This is a genomic window from Salinicola peritrichatus (genome assembly GCF_003206715.1).
GTDB classification, from domain to species: domain Bacteria; phylum Pseudomonadota; class Gammaproteobacteria; order Pseudomonadales; family Halomonadaceae; genus Salinicola; species Salinicola peritrichatus.
The window spans coordinates 1-17,537 of the sequence record NZ_PZJU01000060.1 but is presented as its reverse complement, the minus strand read 5'-3'; the positions used below and the strand labels follow the sequence as shown (position 1 = coordinate 17,537).

Genomic DNA, 17,537 nt, shown 5'->3' with positions numbered 1-17,537 from the left:
GATGGCATTGCAGGCAGGGCTCGACGGTTACGACCTGATCGGCGACGTGCACGGCTGCGGACGCACCTTGGTGCGCCTGCTCGAGAAACTCGGCTATCGTGACGAGGACGGCGTCTATCGCCATCCGCGGCGCAAGGTCATCTTTCTCGGCGACCTGATCGACCGCGGGCCGAATATTCGTCTGGCGGTATCGGTCGCCAAGCGCATGGTGGATGCCGGCGAAGCGCAGATCGTCATGGGCAATCACGAATACAACGCGCTTGCCTACTGTCTGGAAGCACCGAGCGGGCACGCGCGGGAATGGTTGCGTGACCACAACCCGCGCAACAATCGGATCATCGCTCGCACGCTGGAACAGTTTCACGAATATCCTCTGGAGTGGGAGAGCTATCTCGCCTGGTTCCTGACGCTGCCGCTGTGCCTGGAACTCGACGGCATGCGCGTGGTTCACGCCTGCTGGGACGAGCCCCTGGTCACGCGCCTGCTCGAGCGCTACCCGGATGGCCGGATCGACCGCGAATTCCTGGTCGAGTCGACCCGCCATGGCAGTTTCGCCCACCGGGTGATGGACCGGCTGACTCGCGGGACCCAGATACCGTTGCCGCCGGGTGTCGAGATTCGTTCGGGGGACGGCTTCACGCGACGTTCGTTCCGCACGCATTTCTGGTGCCGGAATCCCGGGACCTATGGCGACGTGGTGTTCCAGCCCGACAATCTGCCTCACGATCTGGAAGATCGCCCGCTGAGCGACGCCGAGCGCGAGCGATTGAGCTGGTATCCGGAAACGGCGCCGCCGCTGTTCATCGGTCACTACTGGTGCAGGGGCGTACCGGCACTGCCGCGGGCCAACATCGCCTGCCTGGACTACAGCGCCGTCAAATGCGGGCGTCTGGTCGCCTACCGCTGGGACGGCGAGGAACGGCTCGATGCCGATCGCTTCGTGTGGGTGCGGGTCACGCCGGAGAGCATCGCCGGTTTTTCCGACGTCACCCCCCGGGCGCGAGGTGAATAACCTCCGATCCGATTTTTGCATTTTTTTACATCGCTTCTTGTGCCTGATTTGGCAGGATTTTTTGTATTTACACCAGGTCAATGCGAAAAAAGCGGGATTTTTTTCGCCACGCGCTGGAACTCTCGACTCGGAACCGCCTCAAACGCAGTGTTCCCTTGAATGATCCCTTGCTCTTATCCGGCGGCCCTCCCGCCGGATTTTTCTTTTTGGCACCTGTAGAATGGGCTCCGGTAAAATGAACAGCGGGTCAGCGGGTCGTCGTCGCGCTTCTCGCGAGTCGGGCCGGGTCTTTTCGGCAAGTGGTCGGAAATCTCATGTACAAACTTCTCGCCTTGCCAGGCGACCTCGATACGCGACCGCTGCGACAGGCGCTGTGGGCGCACCATATCGGTCATCGCTTCACCCAGCAGGAGGGTCAGCAGATCCTGTGGCTGGCCAACCCGAAACAACGCGACGAGGCCGCGCGCCTGATCGAGCTGTGGCATCGGGGCGAACTGAGCAGCGCGAGGCCGTCGGCGCCGCCGCGCCGGCCCAGCATCGCCGATCAGGCTTTCGGCCAGGCGCCGCTGGCGGCCGGACTCATTGCCGTCTGCATTGCGCTGTTCCTGGCCATGATGTTTGCCGGCGATATCCTTGTCCGCGCCCTCACCATCGTTCCGCTGGAGGTGGTGGGGCAGCGGCTCGTGGCCGGGGATCTGAGTACCACCTTGACCAGCGGCCAGATCTGGCGCCTCTTCACCCCGGCGCTGCTGCACTTTGGCTGGATGCACTTGATCTTCAACATGCTCTGGCTGTGGTACTTCGGTCGCCAGATCGAGTCGATCCAGGGCTGGCGCAGGTTGGGGTTGATCGTCGTCGTGGCGGCCGTCGTGTCCAACCTGGCGCAATACCTGACCGGTACGGTGCTGTTCGGCGGCATGTCCGGCGTCGACTATGCATTGCTGGGTTACGTCTGGCTGATGTCGCGTCGACGCCCCGGCAGCGGCTACTTCGTGCCGCAGATGCTGGTCGTGTTCATGTTGCTGTGGATGGTCTTTACCATGACCGACCTGGCCGGCACGATCGGCTTCGGCAACGTGGCCAACGAGGCCCATCTCGGCGGGCTGCTGGTCGGGTTGATCGTCGGCTGGTTCGCCAGCCGCTCGGTCGCGAATGGCGGTTCGGGCAATGGATCGTGAACGCAGGAGAAACATCATGAACGAGATGAACTTCGACCGCATGGTCGCGCAGATGACGCCGGCGATGTACGAGAACTTCAAGCAGGCGATTCAACTGCGCAAGTGGCCCGATGGCCGCCGCTTGAGCGCGGAGCAGACCGAGCTCTGTCTGGAGGCGGTGATCAAGTACGAGATGATCCACGATGTCCCCGCCGAGCAGCGGGTCGGCTACCTGGAGCGCAACGAATGTGCCTCGGGAAGCCACTCGTCCGCGGAGGAAGCGGCAGTCAAATGGATCAACTGATCCTGACGGAGCCCGGCGAGCGCGTCAGCGGCCAACTGCGCAAACTGGAGATTCGGCTGCCCGCTTCCGGTACGGCCGACTACCGCTTGCGCGCCAGTGAGCAGCATCTGGCGCTCAATGCCAAGTTGGGGCAACGGATCCGCCTGCACCATACGGGTGCCATTCACTGCGTCCATTGCGGTCGCGCGACGCGCAAGAGTTTCGGCCAGGGATACTGCTACCCCTGCTTCAGCACGCTGGCGCAGTGCGATCTATGCCTCGTGCGGCCGGAAACCTGCCATTACTTCAAGGGCACCTGCCGCGAGCCCGAGTGGGGCGAGCGCCACTGCTTTCGTCCGCACCTCGTCTATCTGGCCAACGCCTCGGGGCTCAAGGTGGGCATCACCCGCGGCACCAACACGCCGACACGCTGGCTGGACCAGGGCGCGATCCAGGCGCTGCCGATTCTCGAAGTCGACACCCGGCAGCAGTCCGGGCTGGTGGAGACGCTGTTCAAGTCGCGGGTTTCCGACCGCACCAACTGGCGGGCGATGCTCAAGGGCGAAGTGGAGCCGCTCGACCTGATGGCGGAAAGGGATCGATTGCTGGGCGCGCTGGCGCCGGACCTGGCGGCGTTGCGCGAGCGTTTCGGCGAGGGTGCCATTCGGCCCATCGACGATGCGCGGCCGCTGGCGATCGACTATCCGGTGCTCGAGTGGCCGCGCAAGATCGTGTCGTTCAACTTCGACAAGACGCCGCTGGTCGAGGGCACCCTGATGGGGCTCAAGGGCCAGTACCTGATTCTGGATCGCGGGGTGATCAACCTGCGCAAATTCGCCGGCTACCGGATCGACGTCGACGCCGCCTGAGGCCGGCGGCGTTTCACTTCATGCCGGCTTGCGCTCCAGTCGGCGTTCCATCCGCTGCAGGAATACCGCCATCACTCGCTCGTAGAGCGCATCCTTGAGCACCACGTCCTCGACTCCGACATCCAGGTTAGGATTGTCGTTGACCTCGATTACCACCACGCGTTCGCCGATCTGCTTGAGGTCGACGCCGTAGAGCCCATTGCCGATCAACCGGGTGGCGCGTAGCGCGGCCTTGACCACCGGCACCGGTACTTCCGCTGGATCGTGGGTGGTGAAGCCGCCGCTACGGGTCTTGCCGCTGGAATGATCGTAGATCTGCCAGTGGCCGCGTGCCATGAAGTAGCGGCTGGCGAACAGCACCTGGCCGTCGAGCACGCCGATGCGCCAGTCGAAATCGGTCGGCAGCCACTCCTGCAGCAGCAGCAGCGCCGAGGATTCGAACAGGCACGGCGCTTCGGCCTCCAGCTCGCCGCGCGAGCGGATCTTGACCACGCCTCGGGAAAAGGCGCCATCCGGCACTTTCAGCACCAGCGGATAGTGGAGGCCGGCAAGCTTGTCGCCGAGCTGGCGCATATCGCTGCGGTGCAACAGGCGGCCGCGAGGCGCGGGGATCTTGTGGGTCCCCAGCAGCGCGTGGAGATAGATCTTGTTGGTGCAGCGCAGGATCGACTGCGGGTCGTCGATCACCACCAGCCCTTCGTGCTCGGCCTTCTTGGCCATGCGGTAGGTATGATGATCGAGCCGCGTGGTTTCGCGAATGAACAGCGCATCGAACTCCGCCAGGCGGCCGGCGTCGCGGTGGGTGATGAGGCTGACGTCGATGCCGAGCTTGCGTCCGGCGCGAATGAAACGCTTGATCGCGCCCTTGTTGCTCGGCGGCAGTTTCTCCTGCGGGTCGACCAGGATCGCCAGGTCGAAGCGATAGCGGCGGCGTGCCCGCGGCGTGCGCCAGACCTTCATCGAATGACGATTCAGGGCGCTGGCGAACAGATCCTCTTCGCTGTTGGCGAGCGCCGTCAGCGCCAACGGCCTGAGCCGGGCCAGTCGCCACGCGCCCTGGCGCTTTTCGAAACGGGCCTCGAGCAGTGGCAGGGGCAGGCGCTCGAACAGCCGCCGGGCCAGACGCTGCAGTTCCGGCTCGCGGCACTCGCCGAACAGCACGCGCAGCGTCAGCGAATCGCCGCTCAAGGCGCCGCGACGATCCAGCTCCAGCAGCAGCGGATCGATCGAGGCCAGCTGCATGTCGATCAGCGCCTTGCGCGATAGTTGGTTGAGCGTCTCCACGCTCGGCAGCACGCGCTGATCGTGAGCCTGGGCCAGCAGCGAGACATAGTAGCCGGTCTCGAGATAGTCGAGGTTGGCGCACAGGTTGATCACATGGCTGGCATCGTCGGCGCTCGCCGCGCCATCCAGTGCCAGAAAGTCCGCCGCAGCGATCAGATCGTCGGAAGGATAGTAGGGCTGCCAGTCGGCCAATCGGTCGACGACGATACGCAGGCGTGACATCAATCGGTGGCTCCTCTGCGCGTGCCTGGCGGGGCTGCTTGCGCTTTCCGAACGGCGCTTTTCGTGGCGCCAGCATGCGCTGGCCGGAGAATCGCGACAAGCGGTTGCCGCCGTGAAATAATTTCATCATAGCCGCCCACGGCGGGCCGGACGGATTCATCTGCCGGTTCGCGCCGGGATCACACCGAATTGCTGTGGAACGAGCGCCACTCATGCTTCGCACCCTCCGCCCCGGCCAGCCGGCCGATTGCGATGCCCTGTATCGATTGGAAGAACGCTGCTTCGAAGGCGACCGCTTCAGTCGCCGGCAACTCGCCCACTTGCTCTCCCGTGCCAATGCACGGACGCTGATTGCCGTGACCGACGACCAGCGCGTGATCGGTTACGGTACGCTACTGTTCCGGCGCAACAGCCGAACGGCGCGGCTCTACTCGTTCTGCGTCGATCCCGAAGCCCGCGGCAGCGGTTTGGGCCGGGAACTGCTCCAGGCGCTCGAGGCTGCCGCGCGGGAGCGGGGCAGCCAGCGCCTGGCGTTGGAGGTGCGCGCCGACAACCGGGTGGCGATGGGGCTCTATCGCCGCATGGGATTCGTTGCCCATCGCTGGCTCGATGATTACTACGCCGACGGCTGTGCCGCCTGGCGGATGGACAAGCGGCTCGACGCCATCGAGGCGACGAATGTCGCGTCCGCCGAATGACCCGCTGGGTTGCCGACGAATTTTTTGGCCAGAGACTTTTTTGATATAGGAATCAATAGCATGCCGTCTTTCGACATCGTATCCGAGTTCGATCGCCACGAAGCCACCAATGCGGTCGACCAGGCCAATCGTGAAATCCAGACCCGCTTCGACTTCCGCGGCGTGGATGCCAGTTTCACGCTGGAGGGCGAGACCGTCTCGATCGAGGCGGACGCCGAGTTCCAGCTGCAGCAGATGATCGACGTGCTGCGCAACAAGCTGATCGGCCGCGGTATCGACCCGCGTTGCATGGAGATCAAGGAGGCGCAGACTTCCGGGGTCAAGGCACGCCAGCAGGTCGAGCTCAAGCAAGGGCTGGAGCAGCCCGATGCCAAGGCGATCGTCAAACTGCTCAAGGATTCGAAGCTCAAGGTTCAGGCCGCGATCCAGGGCGACAAGATCCGTGTCAGCGGCAAGAAGCGCGACGACCTGCAACAGGCGATCGCCTTGCTGAAGGGCGAGGACGGCCCCGATCTGCCGTTGCAGTACAACAACTTCCGCGATTGAGACCGCTTGCGACCAACGTCGAATGCCTTTGCGCCAACTAAGTCATTGTCGTCATTAGACTTTAGTCGCGAAATCAGACTCTCGGGCAAATCCGTAGACTCCGGCATCAAACGCCATATTCAGCGGCAATGCCTGCCGCTCTTGCTCTCCCTAGACTCCTCGCCATGTGGTCACGCCCATCGAGGAGTCATCGATGAATACAGAAGTTTCGCTTCGCGACGAGCAGTCATGTTCGCTGATCGGCAAGCGCCAGGCGCGGGTCGAGGACGAGGCGTTGCTGCGTGGCCTGGGACGTTACGCCGATGATCTCGCCGTGCCGCCGGGCACGCTTCACGCCGCCATCGTGCGCTCGCCGCATGCCCATGCACGACTGAAGCGGGTCGCGATCGAGGCGGCCCTGGGCCTGCCGGGCGTGCGCGGAGTGCTGACCGGCGAAGACGTCAAGCGCTGGGCGTCACCGTTTGCGGTCGGAGTGCGCCAGCCCATGGAGCACTGGTGCCTGGCGGTCGACAAGGTGCGCTACGTCGGCGAGCCGGTGGCGGTCGTCATCGCCGAGGATCGTTACCTCGCCGAAGACGCGCTGGACGCGGTCAAGGTCGAATACGAGATTCTGCCCGCGCTCGTCGATCCCGAAGCGGCGGCCGGCGACCGGGAGACGCTGCTGCACGATGCCGTGGGCGATAACGTGGTCAACGATCGTCACTTCCGCTACGGCGACCCGGAAGCTGCATTTCGGACGGCGGATCGCACGCTCTCGCTCAAGGTGCGCTACCCGCGCAGTTCCTGTACGCCGATCGAGTGCTACGTCGTGGTTGGCCAGTACGACGCCGCCGAGGGCGGTTACGACGTGATGGCCAATTTCCAGGGGCCGTTCGCGATCCATTCGGTGATGGCGCGGGCGCTGCAAGTGCCGGGCAATCGCCTGCGCCTGCGCACGCCAGCGGATTCCGGCGGCAGTTTCGGCATCAAGCAGGGCGTTTTTCCCTATGTGGTGACGATGGCGCTGGCGGCGCGCAAGGTCGGGGCGCCGGTCAAGTGGGTCGAGGATCGCCTCGAACACCTGCAGGGAGCCTCGTCGGCAACCAACCGGGTCACCACGATCGACGCCGCCTTCGACGGCGAAGGGCAGGTGTCCGCGCTGTGCTTCGACCAACTGGACGACTGCGGTGCCTACCTGCGCGCACCCGAGCCGGCCACGACCTATCGCATGCACGGCAATCTCACCGGCGCCTACGCGATTCCCCATCTCGCGGTTCGCAATCGCATCGTGATGACCAACAAGACGCCGAGCGGGCTGAACCGCGGCTTCGGCGGCCCGCAGGTGTACTTCGCCCTCGAGCGCCTGATGCAGCGGATCGCGATCGAGCTCGACCTCGATCCGCTGGAAGTGATCCGGCGCAATCTCGTCCCCGCGGATGCCTTTCCCTACCGCTGTGCCGCCGGAGCGCTGCTGGACTCGGGCGATTACGCACATGGCATCGAGCTGGGTGTCGAACACGGTGGCCTCGCCGAGTTGCGTGCGCGCCGCGACGCCGCCTGCCGCGAAGGCCGGCTCTACGGCATCGGTTACTGCGTGGCGGTGGAGCCGTCGATCTCCAACATGGGCTACATCACCATGGCGATGACGCCGGAGGAGCGGCGTCGCGCCGGGCCCAAGAACGGTGCGGTGAGTACCGCGACGATCAGCGTCGATCCGCTCGGCGGCGTCAGCGTTCACGTCTCCTCGACGCCGCAGGGCCAGGGCCATCGCACGGTGGTCGCCCAGGTCGTGGCCGAGGTGCTCGGTATCGCCATCGAAGCCATACGCGTCGATGTCGAACTGGATACCGGCAAGGATGCCTGGTCGATCGCCTCGGGCAATTACTCCAGCCGTTTCGCCGGCGCGGTGGCGGGCGCCGTACACAAGGCCGCGCTCAAGGTTCGCACGCGCCTGGCCGCGATTGCCGCCGCGCAGTGGCGGGTCGAGCAAGACGACGTGCGCTTTGCCGAAGGCCGTGTGTTCACCCTGGATGGCGCGCATTCCGCCTCGTTCCACCGCCTCGCCGGCGCCACCCACTGGGCGCCGGGCACGCTGCCCGAGAGCGAAGCCGGCGGCCTGCGCGAGACGGCCTTCTGGACCCCCGCCGAACTGACCGCGCCGGACGATGACGAACGCATCAACAGCTCGCTCTGCTACGGCTTCATCTTCGACTACTGCGGCGTCGAGATCGACGCCGTCACCGGCCAGGTACGTATCGATCGCTACGTGACGCTGCACGATGCCGGCCGCATGCTCAACCCGCAACTGGTGGACGGACAGGTGCGCGGCGCCTTCGCCCAGGCCGTCGGCGCGGCGCTTTACGAGGAGTTCCGCTATGGCGAGGACGGCAGCTTCGCCTCCGGCACGCTGGCCGACTACCTGATCCCGACCAGCGTGGAAGTGCCGGAGCCGGTGATCCTGCACATGGAGACGCCGTCGCCGTTCACGCCGCTCGGCGCCAAGGGCGTCGGCGAAGGCAACAACATGAGCACGCCGGTGTGCATCGCCAACGCGGTGGCCGATGCGCTGGGGGAAGGCGTCGACCCGGGCGCCATCGAATTGCCGTTGACGCCCTCGAAGGTGCGCACGCTGCTGGGCATCGACGAACCCGCGCGCCCCGAAGGCGTCGGCGAAGAGCCAGCGGATGCGGCCGCCGGCGGCGGTTCCAAATTGACCGCCAGCGATAGCGTCGAGATTCCCGCTTCGCCCCGGCAAGTCTTCGACAGCATTCTCGACCCCGCCACGCTGCAGGCGATCATTCCCGGTTGCCATGCGCTGGAGCTCACCGGCGAGAACACCTACCGCGCCGATGTCACCGTCGGCGTGGGCATGATTCGGGCGCGCTTCGATGCCCGCGTCGAGCTGAGCGAGCTCGATCCTCCGCACGCGCTGCGCCTCTCCGGCGCCGGCAGCAGCGGCATGGGCAATGCCGACGGCGCGGCGCGGATCCGCCTGAGCGAGATCGAGGGCGGCCATACCCGGCTCGACTACGACTACGAGGTGACGATCGGCGGCAAGATCGCCTCGGTCGGCGGACGCATGCTCTCCAGCGCCTCGAAGATGATCATCGGTCAGATCTTCTCGCGGCTATCGCAACGGGTCAGCGGCGGCAGGGTTCGCCAGCCGTTGCTGCAGCGCCTGCTGGGCCGGTTCGGCAAGGGCGGAGGCAAGTCATGAAACCGTGCGCTTTCGACTATTACCGTCCGCAAACGCGGCGGGAAGCCATCGACCGGCTGATCGAGTCCGGCGACGACGCCCGCCTCGTCGCCGGCGGCCAGTCGTTGATGGCGGTGCTCAACATGCGCCTGGCCCAGCCGCGAATACTGATCGATGTCGGCGCCATCGACGAACTGCGCTACATCGAGCGGCGCGACGATCACCTGGCGATCGGTGCCGCGACCACGCAGGCCGAACTGCTGGAGTACGCCGCCCTGGCCGATGAGTTGCCGCTGGTGGCGCAGGCCTTGCCGTGGGTGGGGCATTTCCAGACACGCAACCGTGGAACCGTCGGCGGTTCCATCGCCCATGCCGATCCCAGCGCCGAGCTGCCGCTGTGCCTGGCGACGCTGGGCGGCGAGGTGGTGCTCGAGACGCGCCGCGGCAAATCGCGGCGGGTCGCCGGCGCGGACTTCTTCCAGGGCGTGCTGACCACCGCGCGCCGTCCCGACGAACTGATCACCGAAGTGCGTTTTCCACTCAAGCGCGAAGGCCATGCCTATCGCTTCCGCGAAGTCGCCATGCGCCATGGCGACTTCGCCATCGTCGCACTGGCCGCCGACATCGGCGAGTCGGAAGTGCGCCTCGGCGTGGGTGGCGTCGCCGACCGGCCGGTCGTGCGCACGCTGTCCCTAGAGGGCGACCTCGACGATGCCCTCAATCACCTGGCGTGGTCGCTGGGAGCTCAGGATGACGTCCATGCCAGCGCCGCCTACCGGCGCCACCTGGTCCGCGAACTGGGGCGTCGCCTGATCGTGGAAGCGCCGACTTTCGAACAGCAAGCCGTAGAGGAGAGTGCCGATGCACGTGCGAGGCGATGAACGGCATCGCGTGACCTTCAGGCTCAACGGCAGGGAGCGCAGCGGCCGTGCCGAGCCGCGCATGCAACTGTGCGATTTCCTGCGCCACGAGCTCGGCGCGACGGGCACCCACGTGGGCTGCGAGCACGGCGTTTGCGGTGCCTGCACCGTGCTGGTCGACGGCCGGGCGACCCGCTCGTGTCTGATGCTCGCCGTGCAGGCCGATGGCCGCAGCGTGGAGACGGTCGAGTCGCTGGCCGGGGACGAAGAAATGAACGATCTGCAGCGCGCGTTTCGCGAGCATCACGCGCTGCAGTGCGGGTTCTGCACCGCCGGCATCCTGATGTCGTGCCACGAGTTTCTGGGCCGCGTGCCCGATCCGAGCGAGGCACAGGTGCGCGACATGCTTTCGGGGCATCTGTGCCGTTGCACCGGCTATACCGGCATCGTCCGGGCCGTGCTGGAGGTCGCGCGCGCTCGCCAGCAAGCCAATCGACGGGAGAACGACGCATGTTCGATCTAGGTCGCAGTTTTCTTGCCACGGTGGAGCGCCGCCCGCAGGCGCTGGCGGTGTCCGACGGGGCTTTCCGACGCACCTACGCCGCCTGGTTCGAGGACATTCAGAGCGCGGCGCGGGGCCTGGAGAATCTGGGACTGGGCAAGGGCGATCGACTGCTGGTGGTAATGCAGAACCGCTGGCAGATGGCGACGCTGCACTGGGCCTGCCAGTTCGCCGGCATCGTTGTGACGCCGATCAACTGGCGCTCGAGTGCGCAGGACGTGCGTTACTGCCTCGATAACGGCGACATTCGCGCGGTGGCCTACGACGCTTCCGGCCGCGAGGCGGTCGAGGCCTGCCGCGAGGCGCAAGCCTTGCCTCGGATCGTCGTCGATGAGGCCCGGGATGATCGCATGACGCCGTTCGAGGCGCTGTTGGGAGCGCCGGGGGAGACGATCCTGCGCGCCGCGCCGGAAGATGTCTCGCTGATGCTCTACACCTCCGGCACCAGCGGCAAGCCCAAGGGCGTGCCGCGCACCCATCGGGCCGAGCGCGCCGCGGCGCTGGCCCATGTCGCCCAGAATCTCTATCGCCACGACGAATGCACGCTCGGCGTGATGCCGCTGTATCACACCATGGGCGTGCGCTCGCTGCTGGCCATGACGCTGATCGACGGCCACTTCGTGTGCGTGCCCAAGTTCGATCCGCAAACGACGCTGGAGGCGATCGAACGCGAGGGCGTCACCAATCTCTATCTGGTGCCGACGCTCTATCACATGCTGATCGAGCATCCCGGGTTTTCACCTTCGCGGGTCGCCAGCGTCGACAAGATCGGCTTTGCCGGCGCCGCGATGAGCGCCGGTCTGATGACCAGGGTCGAGAAAGCTTTCCAGCCGAGTCTGTTCGTCAATCACTACGGCTGCTCGGAGATCTACACCTTCACCATCGACCAGCGTGCCAGCCGCAAACCGGGGTCCTCCGGTCGCGCTTCGCTCAACCAGCGCATCCGCGTCGTTCGGGTCAGCGCCGAATCGCCCGACGAGGTGCTGCCGCCCGGCGAAGAGGGCGAGATCATCGCCGATCTCGCCGGCGACGAGGCCTTCCAGGGCTATTGGCGGCGCCCCGATGCCGATGCCAAGGCAATCAAGCAGGGCTGGTACTTCACCAGCGATACCGGCTATTTCGATGCCGATGGCGACCTGTTCGTCACCGGTCGGGTCGACGACCTGATCATCACCGGCGGCGAAAACGTCAGCCCGGCGGAGATCGAGAACGTGCTTTCGCTGCATCCCAAGGTCGAGGAGGTCGTCGTCGCCGGCCTGCCCGACGAACAGTGGGGGCAGGTCGTCGCCGCCTTCGTCAAGTGTCGCGAGCCGATCAGCGAGGAGGAACTGGGACGTCACTGCGTGGACGCCGGACTGGCGCGGTTCAAGCGCCCGCGCCGTTACGTTTTCGTCGAAGAGATTCCCAAGTCGGCCGTCGGCAAGGTGCTGCGCCGCGTGCTGCTTGCCGAGCGCGCCGACCAGGCGCAGGCCAGTTAATCCGCTTTCGAACGATTCCAAGAGGAAAATGCAATGAACCAACACTCTCCACAGGACTTCCTGGCTTCCGAATTCGATGGCTTCGAGGTGCATGTCGACACCGATCGCGAGCGTGCGGACATCGTGCTCAAGCGGCCACCGCTGAACGTGATCTCCATGCCCCAGCGCGAGGCGATGCGCCAGGTCTTCGAGGCATTGGACGCTCACGACGGCGTGCGCGTGATCGTGCTGCGCGGGGAAGGCGAGCACTTCTCCAGCGGTGGCGATATCAAGGGCTTCCTCGAAGCCTCGCCCGAGCACGTCTCCAAGCTGGCGTGGAACGTGGCGGCGCCGGCGCGCTGCGAGAAGCCGGTGATCGCGGTCAACCGCGGCTACACCTTCGGCGTCGGTTTCGAGTTCTCGCTGGCCTGCGATTTTCGTATCGCATCCGAAACCACGCTATACGCCCTGCCGGAGCAGAACCTGGGTCAGATTCCGGGCTCGGGCGGCTCGGCACGGCTGCAGAAGATCATCGGCATCACCCGTACCAAGCACATGGTGATGCGCGCCAAGCGTATCTCGGGGGCCCAGGCGCTGGAGTGGGGCATCGCCACCGAGTGCGTGGCGGACGACCAGCTGGAAGGCGCCACGCAGTCGCTGGTCGACGAGTTGCGCCGTTTCTCGCCGCTGGCCCAGCGCACCGCCAAAAAGCTGATCAATGACAACGAAGACGCACCGCTCTCGGTCGCCATCGAGATGGAAGGGCACTGCTACAGCCGCCTGCGCAGCTCGAACGACTTCCGCGAGGGTGTCGAGGCATTCCACGCCAAACGCAAGGCGGTATTCCGCGGAGAGTAGCCCCTCGCGACGGATCCGCCTGCATCGATGGGCAACATAACAATCACGAGGAGCCACGCCATGTCTCACGAGCAGCTTCAGTCCACGCAACCAGCGGACCGCCGGTCCGGATTCTGGCAGGAACTACCACGGGCGCTCTCGGTCAAGAGCATCAGTGCCGGCATAGTGGCGGCGCTATTTGGTTGCTCCGGGCCGGCATTGATCGTGATCAGTGCAGCGAACGCTGGTCACCTGACCAATGGCCAGACCGTGGCCTGGTTGTTCGCGGTCTATTTCCTGGGAGGGCTGATCAGCCTGGTCATGGCAATACGGTACCGCCAGCCGATCACTGGCGCTTACTCGATTCCAGGTGCAGCCATCATGAGCGTCGCCCTGGTCTCGATTCCGTTTGCCGAGGCCGTCGGCGCTTTCATCATGAGCGGCGTCATCGTGCTGCTGCTCGGTATCAGCGGGCTGATCGGTCGCATCATGCGCTGGCTGCCGATGCCGATCGTGATGGCGATGATCGCCGGGGCATTGATCCGGTTCGGCGTGGGTGCCGTGGAATCCGTCGGCACGGCGCCACTGATCGCGGGAACGGCACTCGCCGCGTTTTTTCTGGCGTCCCGCTTCCTGAATTCGGTGCCGCCGGTTCTGGTCGCCGCGGTGGTCGGTTTCGTCGTGGCTTATTTCAGTGGCGCGGTGCAGTCGGCCAACGTGGATATCGCCATGGTGGCGCCGCAGTTCACGCTGCCGCATTTTTCGTTCGACGCCTTCATCTCGATATCGGTGCCTCTGGCGGCGCTGGTGATCGGCGCCGAGAACGCCCAGGCCACCGGCGTGTTGATGGCCGAGGGTTACCGGCCACCGGTCAACGCAATGACGGTGATCAGCGGCATCGGTGGCATCGTGGCGGGCGCGCTGGGTGGTCACAACGCCAATATCGCCGGGCCGATGACCGCGATCTGCGCCTCCGAGCAGGCCGGCGACGATCGAGACAAGCGCTTTGGCGCCACCCTGGTCAATGGGGTGCTGTTCTGTCTCTTCGGCCTGTTCGCGGGAATGGCGGTGCCGCTGATTCTCGCGCTGCCCAAGGCATTGATTGCCAGCGTTGCCGGCGTGGCGATGATCGGCGTGTTGCTGGCGGCGTTCCAGCAGGCCTTCACCAAGTCGGTCGGTTATCAGGTCGGCGCCTTCGTTGCCCTGGTCGTGGCCATGAGCAAGCTCAGTCTGCTGGGTATCAGCTCGCCTTTCTGGGCCCTGGTGGCGGGAATCGTGGTGTCGGAATTGCTCGGCGAAGCAGCGAAGACACGGAAACATCGGCAATCGATCGATTCGGCGTGAGCATGACGTCTCGGCGGGTGTCGCTCCAGCCAGGGAGAGCGATGGCGTTGGCGCCGTGACAGCGCCTGCGTTTTCGGCACGGCACGTCCTGTTCGAAGCCTTGTGTCGTCACTGGGATGGCCGCGACGCAACGGCGTCGAACCGAATCCGCCTTTCGTTCAATACCGCTCTTGCGGGTCCGCCGGAATGGTAGGCTACCAGCCCAGGAGGCAACGCAGGTAAGCCCGAAACATTATGTCGAACGCTTATCGGATATTTCATGGAGGATTCGGACGGATCGCCCTGCTGGACATGGACGAACCGCTGGTGCCGCACGCGCATTCGGAATGCCATGTGCTGCTCAAGGCGACCGGACGGAACACTTTCTTTTCGGTTCGCGGTCGCCGCCTGCCGCTGACCGACAATACCGCCGTGCTGGTGAACGCCTGGGAGCCTCACTATTACGATCACCAGGCGGGTGAGTCCGAAAGCGTGATTCTGGCGCTCTACATCGAGCCTCGTTGGCTGGCGGCGTTGCAGACCGATCTTTCGACCAGTGCACGCCCCGATTTCTTCTCGCAGCCATGTATCGAACTCACGCCGCGCATGCGGCGCCAGGCCGATATATTGATCGACGAGATGTTGAGTTTCGGCCCCAAACCGCGGGAAAAGATGGAGAGTATGCTTTTCGAGCTGTTGATCTCGATCGTGGAGAAGCACTCCGACTGGCATCATCTGGCCCGCTTGAAGGCGGGGCTCGCCAACGACTTCTACGATGCTCGCATTCGACGCGCGACCGGGATCATTCTCGAGGCGCCGCCCGGCGAACTGGACCTCGACGCCATCGCCCGCCAGTGCGGGCTGTCGCGCGCGCACTTCTACTCGCTGTTCAAGAAGACCACCGGCATGACACCGCAGATGCTGGCCAACATGGGGCGGATGCGCTCGGCTTTTCAATGGTTGTCCGATAATCGTCAAGGCTCTCTGGGGGAGCTCTCCCTGGCACTGGGTTTCTCCGAGCAAGGCCACTTCACGCGCTTCTTTCGCCGCCACATCGGGGCCGCGCCGAGCCAGTACCAGCGGGTCATGGACGACTATTCGCGCTAATGCATCGCGTCGACGGCCGAGCTTGGCGATCGTGCCGTTTCCCGGCCGCGGGGAGCTTGCAGGCCGTGCTGATACTGATCTGCGCCATGCTGACCATCGTCGCTGTTGGCCTGATCCGGCGTCGCAGGCCCTGTTCCGCCACATCGATGCCCACCGCCTCGAGGAGGAGATCACCGAGCTGGATATGCTGCGTCATCAGCGGGATGTGACGTTACGTCGAAGTGGTTGCCGCCATGGCCAATTCGTGTAGGTGACGCCCTTTAGGCGATATAGCCTTTGGACTGAACAGACCCTGCCGTGAGTTATCGTCAAATCTGGTGGATGGCGGTCAGGCCGCATTCCTGTCTGATTGATCGGCTACTTGCTCTCCATCCCGGAACCGGACATTGTTCACGACCAGCACCAGCTTTCTAAACCCCTTGATGCGCTTCCAGCGCTTCTCGGCGCTCTGGAGCAGCTTGAAGACCATCGCCAGGGTCGTCGCCCGGGAGCCGCAGTTCCGGCTGCGCTTGGTCCGTAGACGGACCGTGGCGAAGGTCGACTCGATCGGGTTGGTGGTGCGGATATGCACCCAATGCTCTGCCGGGTAATCGTAGAACGCCAGCAGTTCGTCCCGATCCTTGACCAGGCACGCCATCGCCTTGGGGTACTTGGCCTCGAAGCGTTTCACCGTGCGATCAAAGGCCTGGTGTGCCTGGTCGCGGGTCTCAGCCATCCAGATGTCATGGAGGTCAGCCTTGACCTTGGGTTGTACCGACTTTGGCAGCTTGTTCAGCACGTTAGCTGTCTTGTGGACCCAGCAGCGCTGATGGTCAGTTTCCGGGTAAATCTTGCTCAGCGCCGCCCAGAACCCCATGGCACCGTCGCCCACCGCTAGTTTTGGGGTCGTGGTCAGGCCACGTTCTCGCAGGCCCGTCAGCAGGGTCTCCCAACTGGCCGCCGACTCGCGGAAGCCGTCCTCGACGGCCACCAGCTCCTTACGGCCATGCTCGGTGACACCGATGATTACCAACAGGCACAGGCGGTCATCCATGCGGACGTTGCTGTACACACCGTCGGCCCACCAGTAGACGTAGCGCCGGTCGGCCAGGTCTCGCTTCCGCCACTTGGTATGCTCGTCTTCCCACTGCTTCTTGAGTCGTGACACCGTGTTGGCCGACAGCCCCTTGGCCTGGTCGCCCAGCAGCGCCGCCAGGGCCTCCTGGTAGTCGCCGGTGGAAATCCCCTTCAGGTAGAGCCAGGGGATCAGCTCCTCGATGCTGCGGGCTCGCTTCAGGTAGGGCGGCAGCAGGCTGCTGTTGAAGCGAGCGCCACCCCCGCTGCGGTCACGCACCTTGGGCACCTGCACGCTGACATCCCCGACCCCGGTCTGGACCGTGCGCTCAGGTAGGTAGCCGTTGCGGACCACAGCCTGGCGCCCATCGTCGAGCCGCTGATCGGCATACTGCGCCAGGAAGGTGGTCAACTCGGCCTCGACGGCCTTGGCGATCAGGTCACGGGCACCTTGGCGCAGCAGCTCGTGCAGCGGGTCAGTGGCCTGGGGTTCTGGTTGTGAAAGAGCTCGGAGGGTAGAATCGGTCATGGCGTATCCATTCCGTGTTGATTGTGATCTGGCGAGATCAATCAACAGGATACGCCATCCTTCCTACCTCCTCCCATACACCAGATGTCACCATAGCTCTCAAGGTACTGTCGATTCCCGGACCGGCGGGGGGGGAGTGGGCGCACTTGCGTGAAGAAGGGTTGAAGGAAGCGGTCGCGGATTGCCCAGGGCTCAATCTGGTCGAGGGGCCCGTAGGCGGTGCGGTGAGCATCTCTTACGGCCTGTCGCAGGCCTCCGACTTGCTGCAGAGAAATCCGGACGCGAAATTTATCTTTACACCGCAGGTTTCACTGGGCATGGGTGCTGCTCAGGCCGTCAAGCAGCGTCATCTTGATGTTGGTGTCGTGACGAGTACCCTTGTGAAGAAAAGCTTTCCCTTGCTCGAGGACGGTAGTTTGCTCGCCAATAGCACGGAACCCTCAATTCTAATGGGACGCCTAATAGTACAATATACTATTCGTAAGGCCGAAGGGCTGCCGATGCCGAACTTACAACAGACGAAGTCGGCGCCTTATCCGACACTCATCGTGAAGTGGACCCCA

General features: G+C 64.6%; 16 protein-coding genes. 14 read left to right on the top strand and 2 right to left on the bottom strand.

What is annotated here, in order from left to right:
* Position 1 precedes the first annotated feature (1 nt).
* The 4 genes from DOM57_RS18980 to DOM57_RS18965 all read left to right on the top strand — a co-directional run bounded on the left by DOM57_RS18980 (position 2) and on the right by DOM57_RS18965 (position 3,321).
* Positions 2-1,012: a metallophosphoesterase gene (locus DOM57_RS18980; RefSeq protein ID WP_110650754.1), complete on the top strand. Its 1,011-nt coding sequence runs from the start codon at positions 2-4 to the stop codon at positions 1,010-1,012.
* 314 nt (positions 1,013-1,326) lie between these two features.
* Entirely contained in the window at positions 1,327-2,190 is an 864-nt protein-coding gene (locus DOM57_RS18975) for a rhomboid family intramembrane serine protease (protein WP_110650753.1), read from the top strand.
* A gap of 16 nt (positions 2,191-2,206) precedes the next feature.
* Positions 2,207-2,473, top strand: coding sequence for a YeaC family protein (locus tag DOM57_RS18970; RefSeq protein ID WP_110650752.1), 267 nt, complete (start codon positions 2,207-2,209; stop codon positions 2,471-2,473).
* Positions 2,461-3,321 (top strand): DUF2797 domain-containing protein, encoded by an 861-nt coding sequence (locus tag DOM57_RS18965; protein WP_110650751.1) that lies wholly within the window; start codon positions 2,461-2,463, stop codon positions 3,319-3,321. The genes DOM57_RS18970 and DOM57_RS18965 overlap by 13 nt, the downstream gene beginning before the upstream one ends.
* A gap of 18 nt (positions 3,322-3,339) precedes the next feature.
* On the opposite strand, the gene DOM57_RS18960 is transcribed toward DOM57_RS18965, so the two are convergent.
* Positions 3,340-4,827, bottom strand: coding sequence for a RimK family protein (locus tag DOM57_RS18960; protein ID WP_110650750.1), 1,488 nt, complete (start codon positions 4,825-4,827; stop codon positions 3,340-3,342).
* Positions 4,828-5,039: 212 nt separating this feature from the next.
* On the opposite strand from DOM57_RS18960, the gene DOM57_RS18955 reads away from it, so the two are divergent.
* The 9 genes from DOM57_RS18955 (at position 5,040) to DOM57_RS18915 (ending at position 15,392) form a co-directional block, all read left to right on the top strand.
* Positions 5,040-5,525 (top strand): GNAT family N-acetyltransferase, encoded by a 486-nt coding sequence (locus DOM57_RS18955; RefSeq protein WP_110650749.1) that lies wholly within the window; start codon positions 5,040-5,042, stop codon positions 5,523-5,525.
* A 60-nt stretch (positions 5,526-5,585) separates the two neighbouring features.
* A complete protein-coding gene (locus DOM57_RS18950; RefSeq protein WP_110650748.1) occupies positions 5,586-6,071 on the top strand; it encodes a YajQ family cyclic di-GMP-binding protein in 486 nt (161 codons plus the stop codon).
* 193 nt (positions 6,072-6,264) lie between these two features.
* Complete coding sequence (locus DOM57_RS18945; RefSeq protein ID WP_110650747.1) at positions 6,265-9,267, top strand: xanthine dehydrogenase family protein molybdopterin-binding subunit; 3,003 nt, start codon at positions 6,265-6,267, stop codon at positions 9,265-9,267.
* Entirely contained in the window at positions 9,264-10,127 is an 864-nt protein-coding gene (locus DOM57_RS18940; RefSeq protein ID WP_110650746.1) for an FAD binding domain-containing protein, read from the top strand. The genes DOM57_RS18945 and DOM57_RS18940 overlap by 4 nt, the downstream gene beginning before the upstream one ends.
* Positions 10,108-10,629, top strand: coding sequence for a (2Fe-2S)-binding protein (locus DOM57_RS18935; protein ID WP_110650745.1), 522 nt, complete (start codon positions 10,108-10,110; stop codon positions 10,627-10,629). Before DOM57_RS18940 ends, DOM57_RS18935 begins: the two co-directional genes overlap by 20 nt.
* On the top strand, positions 10,617-12,146 hold the full coding sequence (locus DOM57_RS18930; protein ID WP_110650744.1) for an AMP-binding protein: 1,530 nt from the start codon (positions 10,617-10,619) through the stop codon (positions 12,144-12,146). The genes DOM57_RS18935 and DOM57_RS18930 overlap by 13 nt, the downstream gene beginning before the upstream one ends.
* Positions 12,147-12,179: 33 nt before the next feature.
* Positions 12,180-12,983: an enoyl-CoA hydratase/isomerase family protein gene (locus DOM57_RS18925; protein ID WP_110650743.1), complete on the top strand. Its 804-nt coding sequence runs from the start codon at positions 12,180-12,182 to the stop codon at positions 12,981-12,983.
* 60 nt (positions 12,984-13,043) lie between these two features.
* Complete coding sequence (locus DOM57_RS18920; protein ID WP_110650742.1) at positions 13,044-14,306, top strand: benzoate/H(+) symporter BenE family transporter; 1,263 nt, start codon at positions 13,044-13,046, stop codon at positions 14,304-14,306.
* A 234-nt stretch (positions 14,307-14,540) separates the two neighbouring features.
* Positions 14,541-15,392 (top strand): helix-turn-helix transcriptional regulator, encoded by an 852-nt coding sequence (locus DOM57_RS18915; protein WP_110650741.1) that lies wholly within the window; start codon positions 14,541-14,543, stop codon positions 15,390-15,392.
* A 328-nt stretch (positions 15,393-15,720) separates the two neighbouring features.
* On the opposite strand, the gene DOM57_RS18905 is transcribed toward DOM57_RS18915, so the two are convergent.
* Complete coding sequence (locus DOM57_RS18905; RefSeq protein WP_110650739.1) at positions 15,721-16,974, bottom strand: IS256 family transposase; 1,254 nt, start codon at positions 16,972-16,974, stop codon at positions 15,721-15,723.
* A gap of 14 nt (positions 16,975-16,988) precedes the next feature.
* On the opposite strand from DOM57_RS18905, the gene DOM57_RS18900 reads away from it, so the two are divergent.
* On the top strand, positions 16,989-17,537 hold a 549-nt coding region (locus tag DOM57_RS18900), incomplete at its 3' end, for a substrate-binding domain-containing protein (RefSeq protein ID WP_162619597.1).

Bases quoted from the DNA above. Each gene is read 5' to 3' on its own strand.
- DOM57_RS18980 (WP_110650754.1), top strand. From the start codon at position 2: ATGGCATTGCAGGCAGGGCTCGACGGTTACGACCTGATCGGCGACGTG.
- DOM57_RS18975 (WP_110650753.1), top strand. From the start codon at position 1,327: ATGTACAAACTTCTCGCCTTGCCAGGCGACCTCGATACGCGACCGCTG.
- DOM57_RS18970 (WP_110650752.1), top strand. From the start codon at position 2,207: ATGAACGAGATGAACTTCGACCGCATGGTCGCGCAGATGACGCCGGCG.
- DOM57_RS18965 (WP_110650751.1), top strand. From the start codon at position 2,461: ATGGATCAACTGATCCTGACGGAGCCCGGCGAGCGCGTCAGCGGCCAA.
- DOM57_RS18960 (WP_110650750.1), bottom strand. From the start codon at position 4,827: ATGTCACGCCTGCGTATCGTCGTCGACCGATTGGCCGACTGGCAGCCC.
- DOM57_RS18955 (WP_110650749.1), top strand. From the start codon at position 5,040: ATGCTTCGCACCCTCCGCCCCGGCCAGCCGGCCGATTGCGATGCCCTG.
- DOM57_RS18950 (WP_110650748.1), top strand. From the start codon at position 5,586: ATGCCGTCTTTCGACATCGTATCCGAGTTCGATCGCCACGAAGCCACC.
- DOM57_RS18945 (WP_110650747.1), top strand. From the start codon at position 6,265: ATGAATACAGAAGTTTCGCTTCGCGACGAGCAGTCATGTTCGCTGATC.
- DOM57_RS18940 (WP_110650746.1), top strand. From the start codon at position 9,264: ATGAAACCGTGCGCTTTCGACTATTACCGTCCGCAAACGCGGCGGGAA.
- DOM57_RS18935 (WP_110650745.1), top strand. From the start codon at position 10,108: ATGCACGTGCGAGGCGATGAACGGCATCGCGTGACCTTCAGGCTCAAC.
- DOM57_RS18930 (WP_110650744.1), top strand. From the start codon at position 10,617: ATGTTCGATCTAGGTCGCAGTTTTCTTGCCACGGTGGAGCGCCGCCCG.
- DOM57_RS18925 (WP_110650743.1), top strand. From the start codon at position 12,180: ATGAACCAACACTCTCCACAGGACTTCCTGGCTTCCGAATTCGATGGC.
- DOM57_RS18920 (WP_110650742.1), top strand. From the start codon at position 13,044: ATGTCTCACGAGCAGCTTCAGTCCACGCAACCAGCGGACCGCCGGTCC.
- DOM57_RS18915 (WP_110650741.1), top strand. From the start codon at position 14,541: ATGTCGAACGCTTATCGGATATTTCATGGAGGATTCGGACGGATCGCC.
- DOM57_RS18905 (WP_110650739.1), bottom strand. From the start codon at position 16,974: ATGACCGATTCTACCCTCCGAGCTCTTTCACAACCAGAACCCCAGGCC.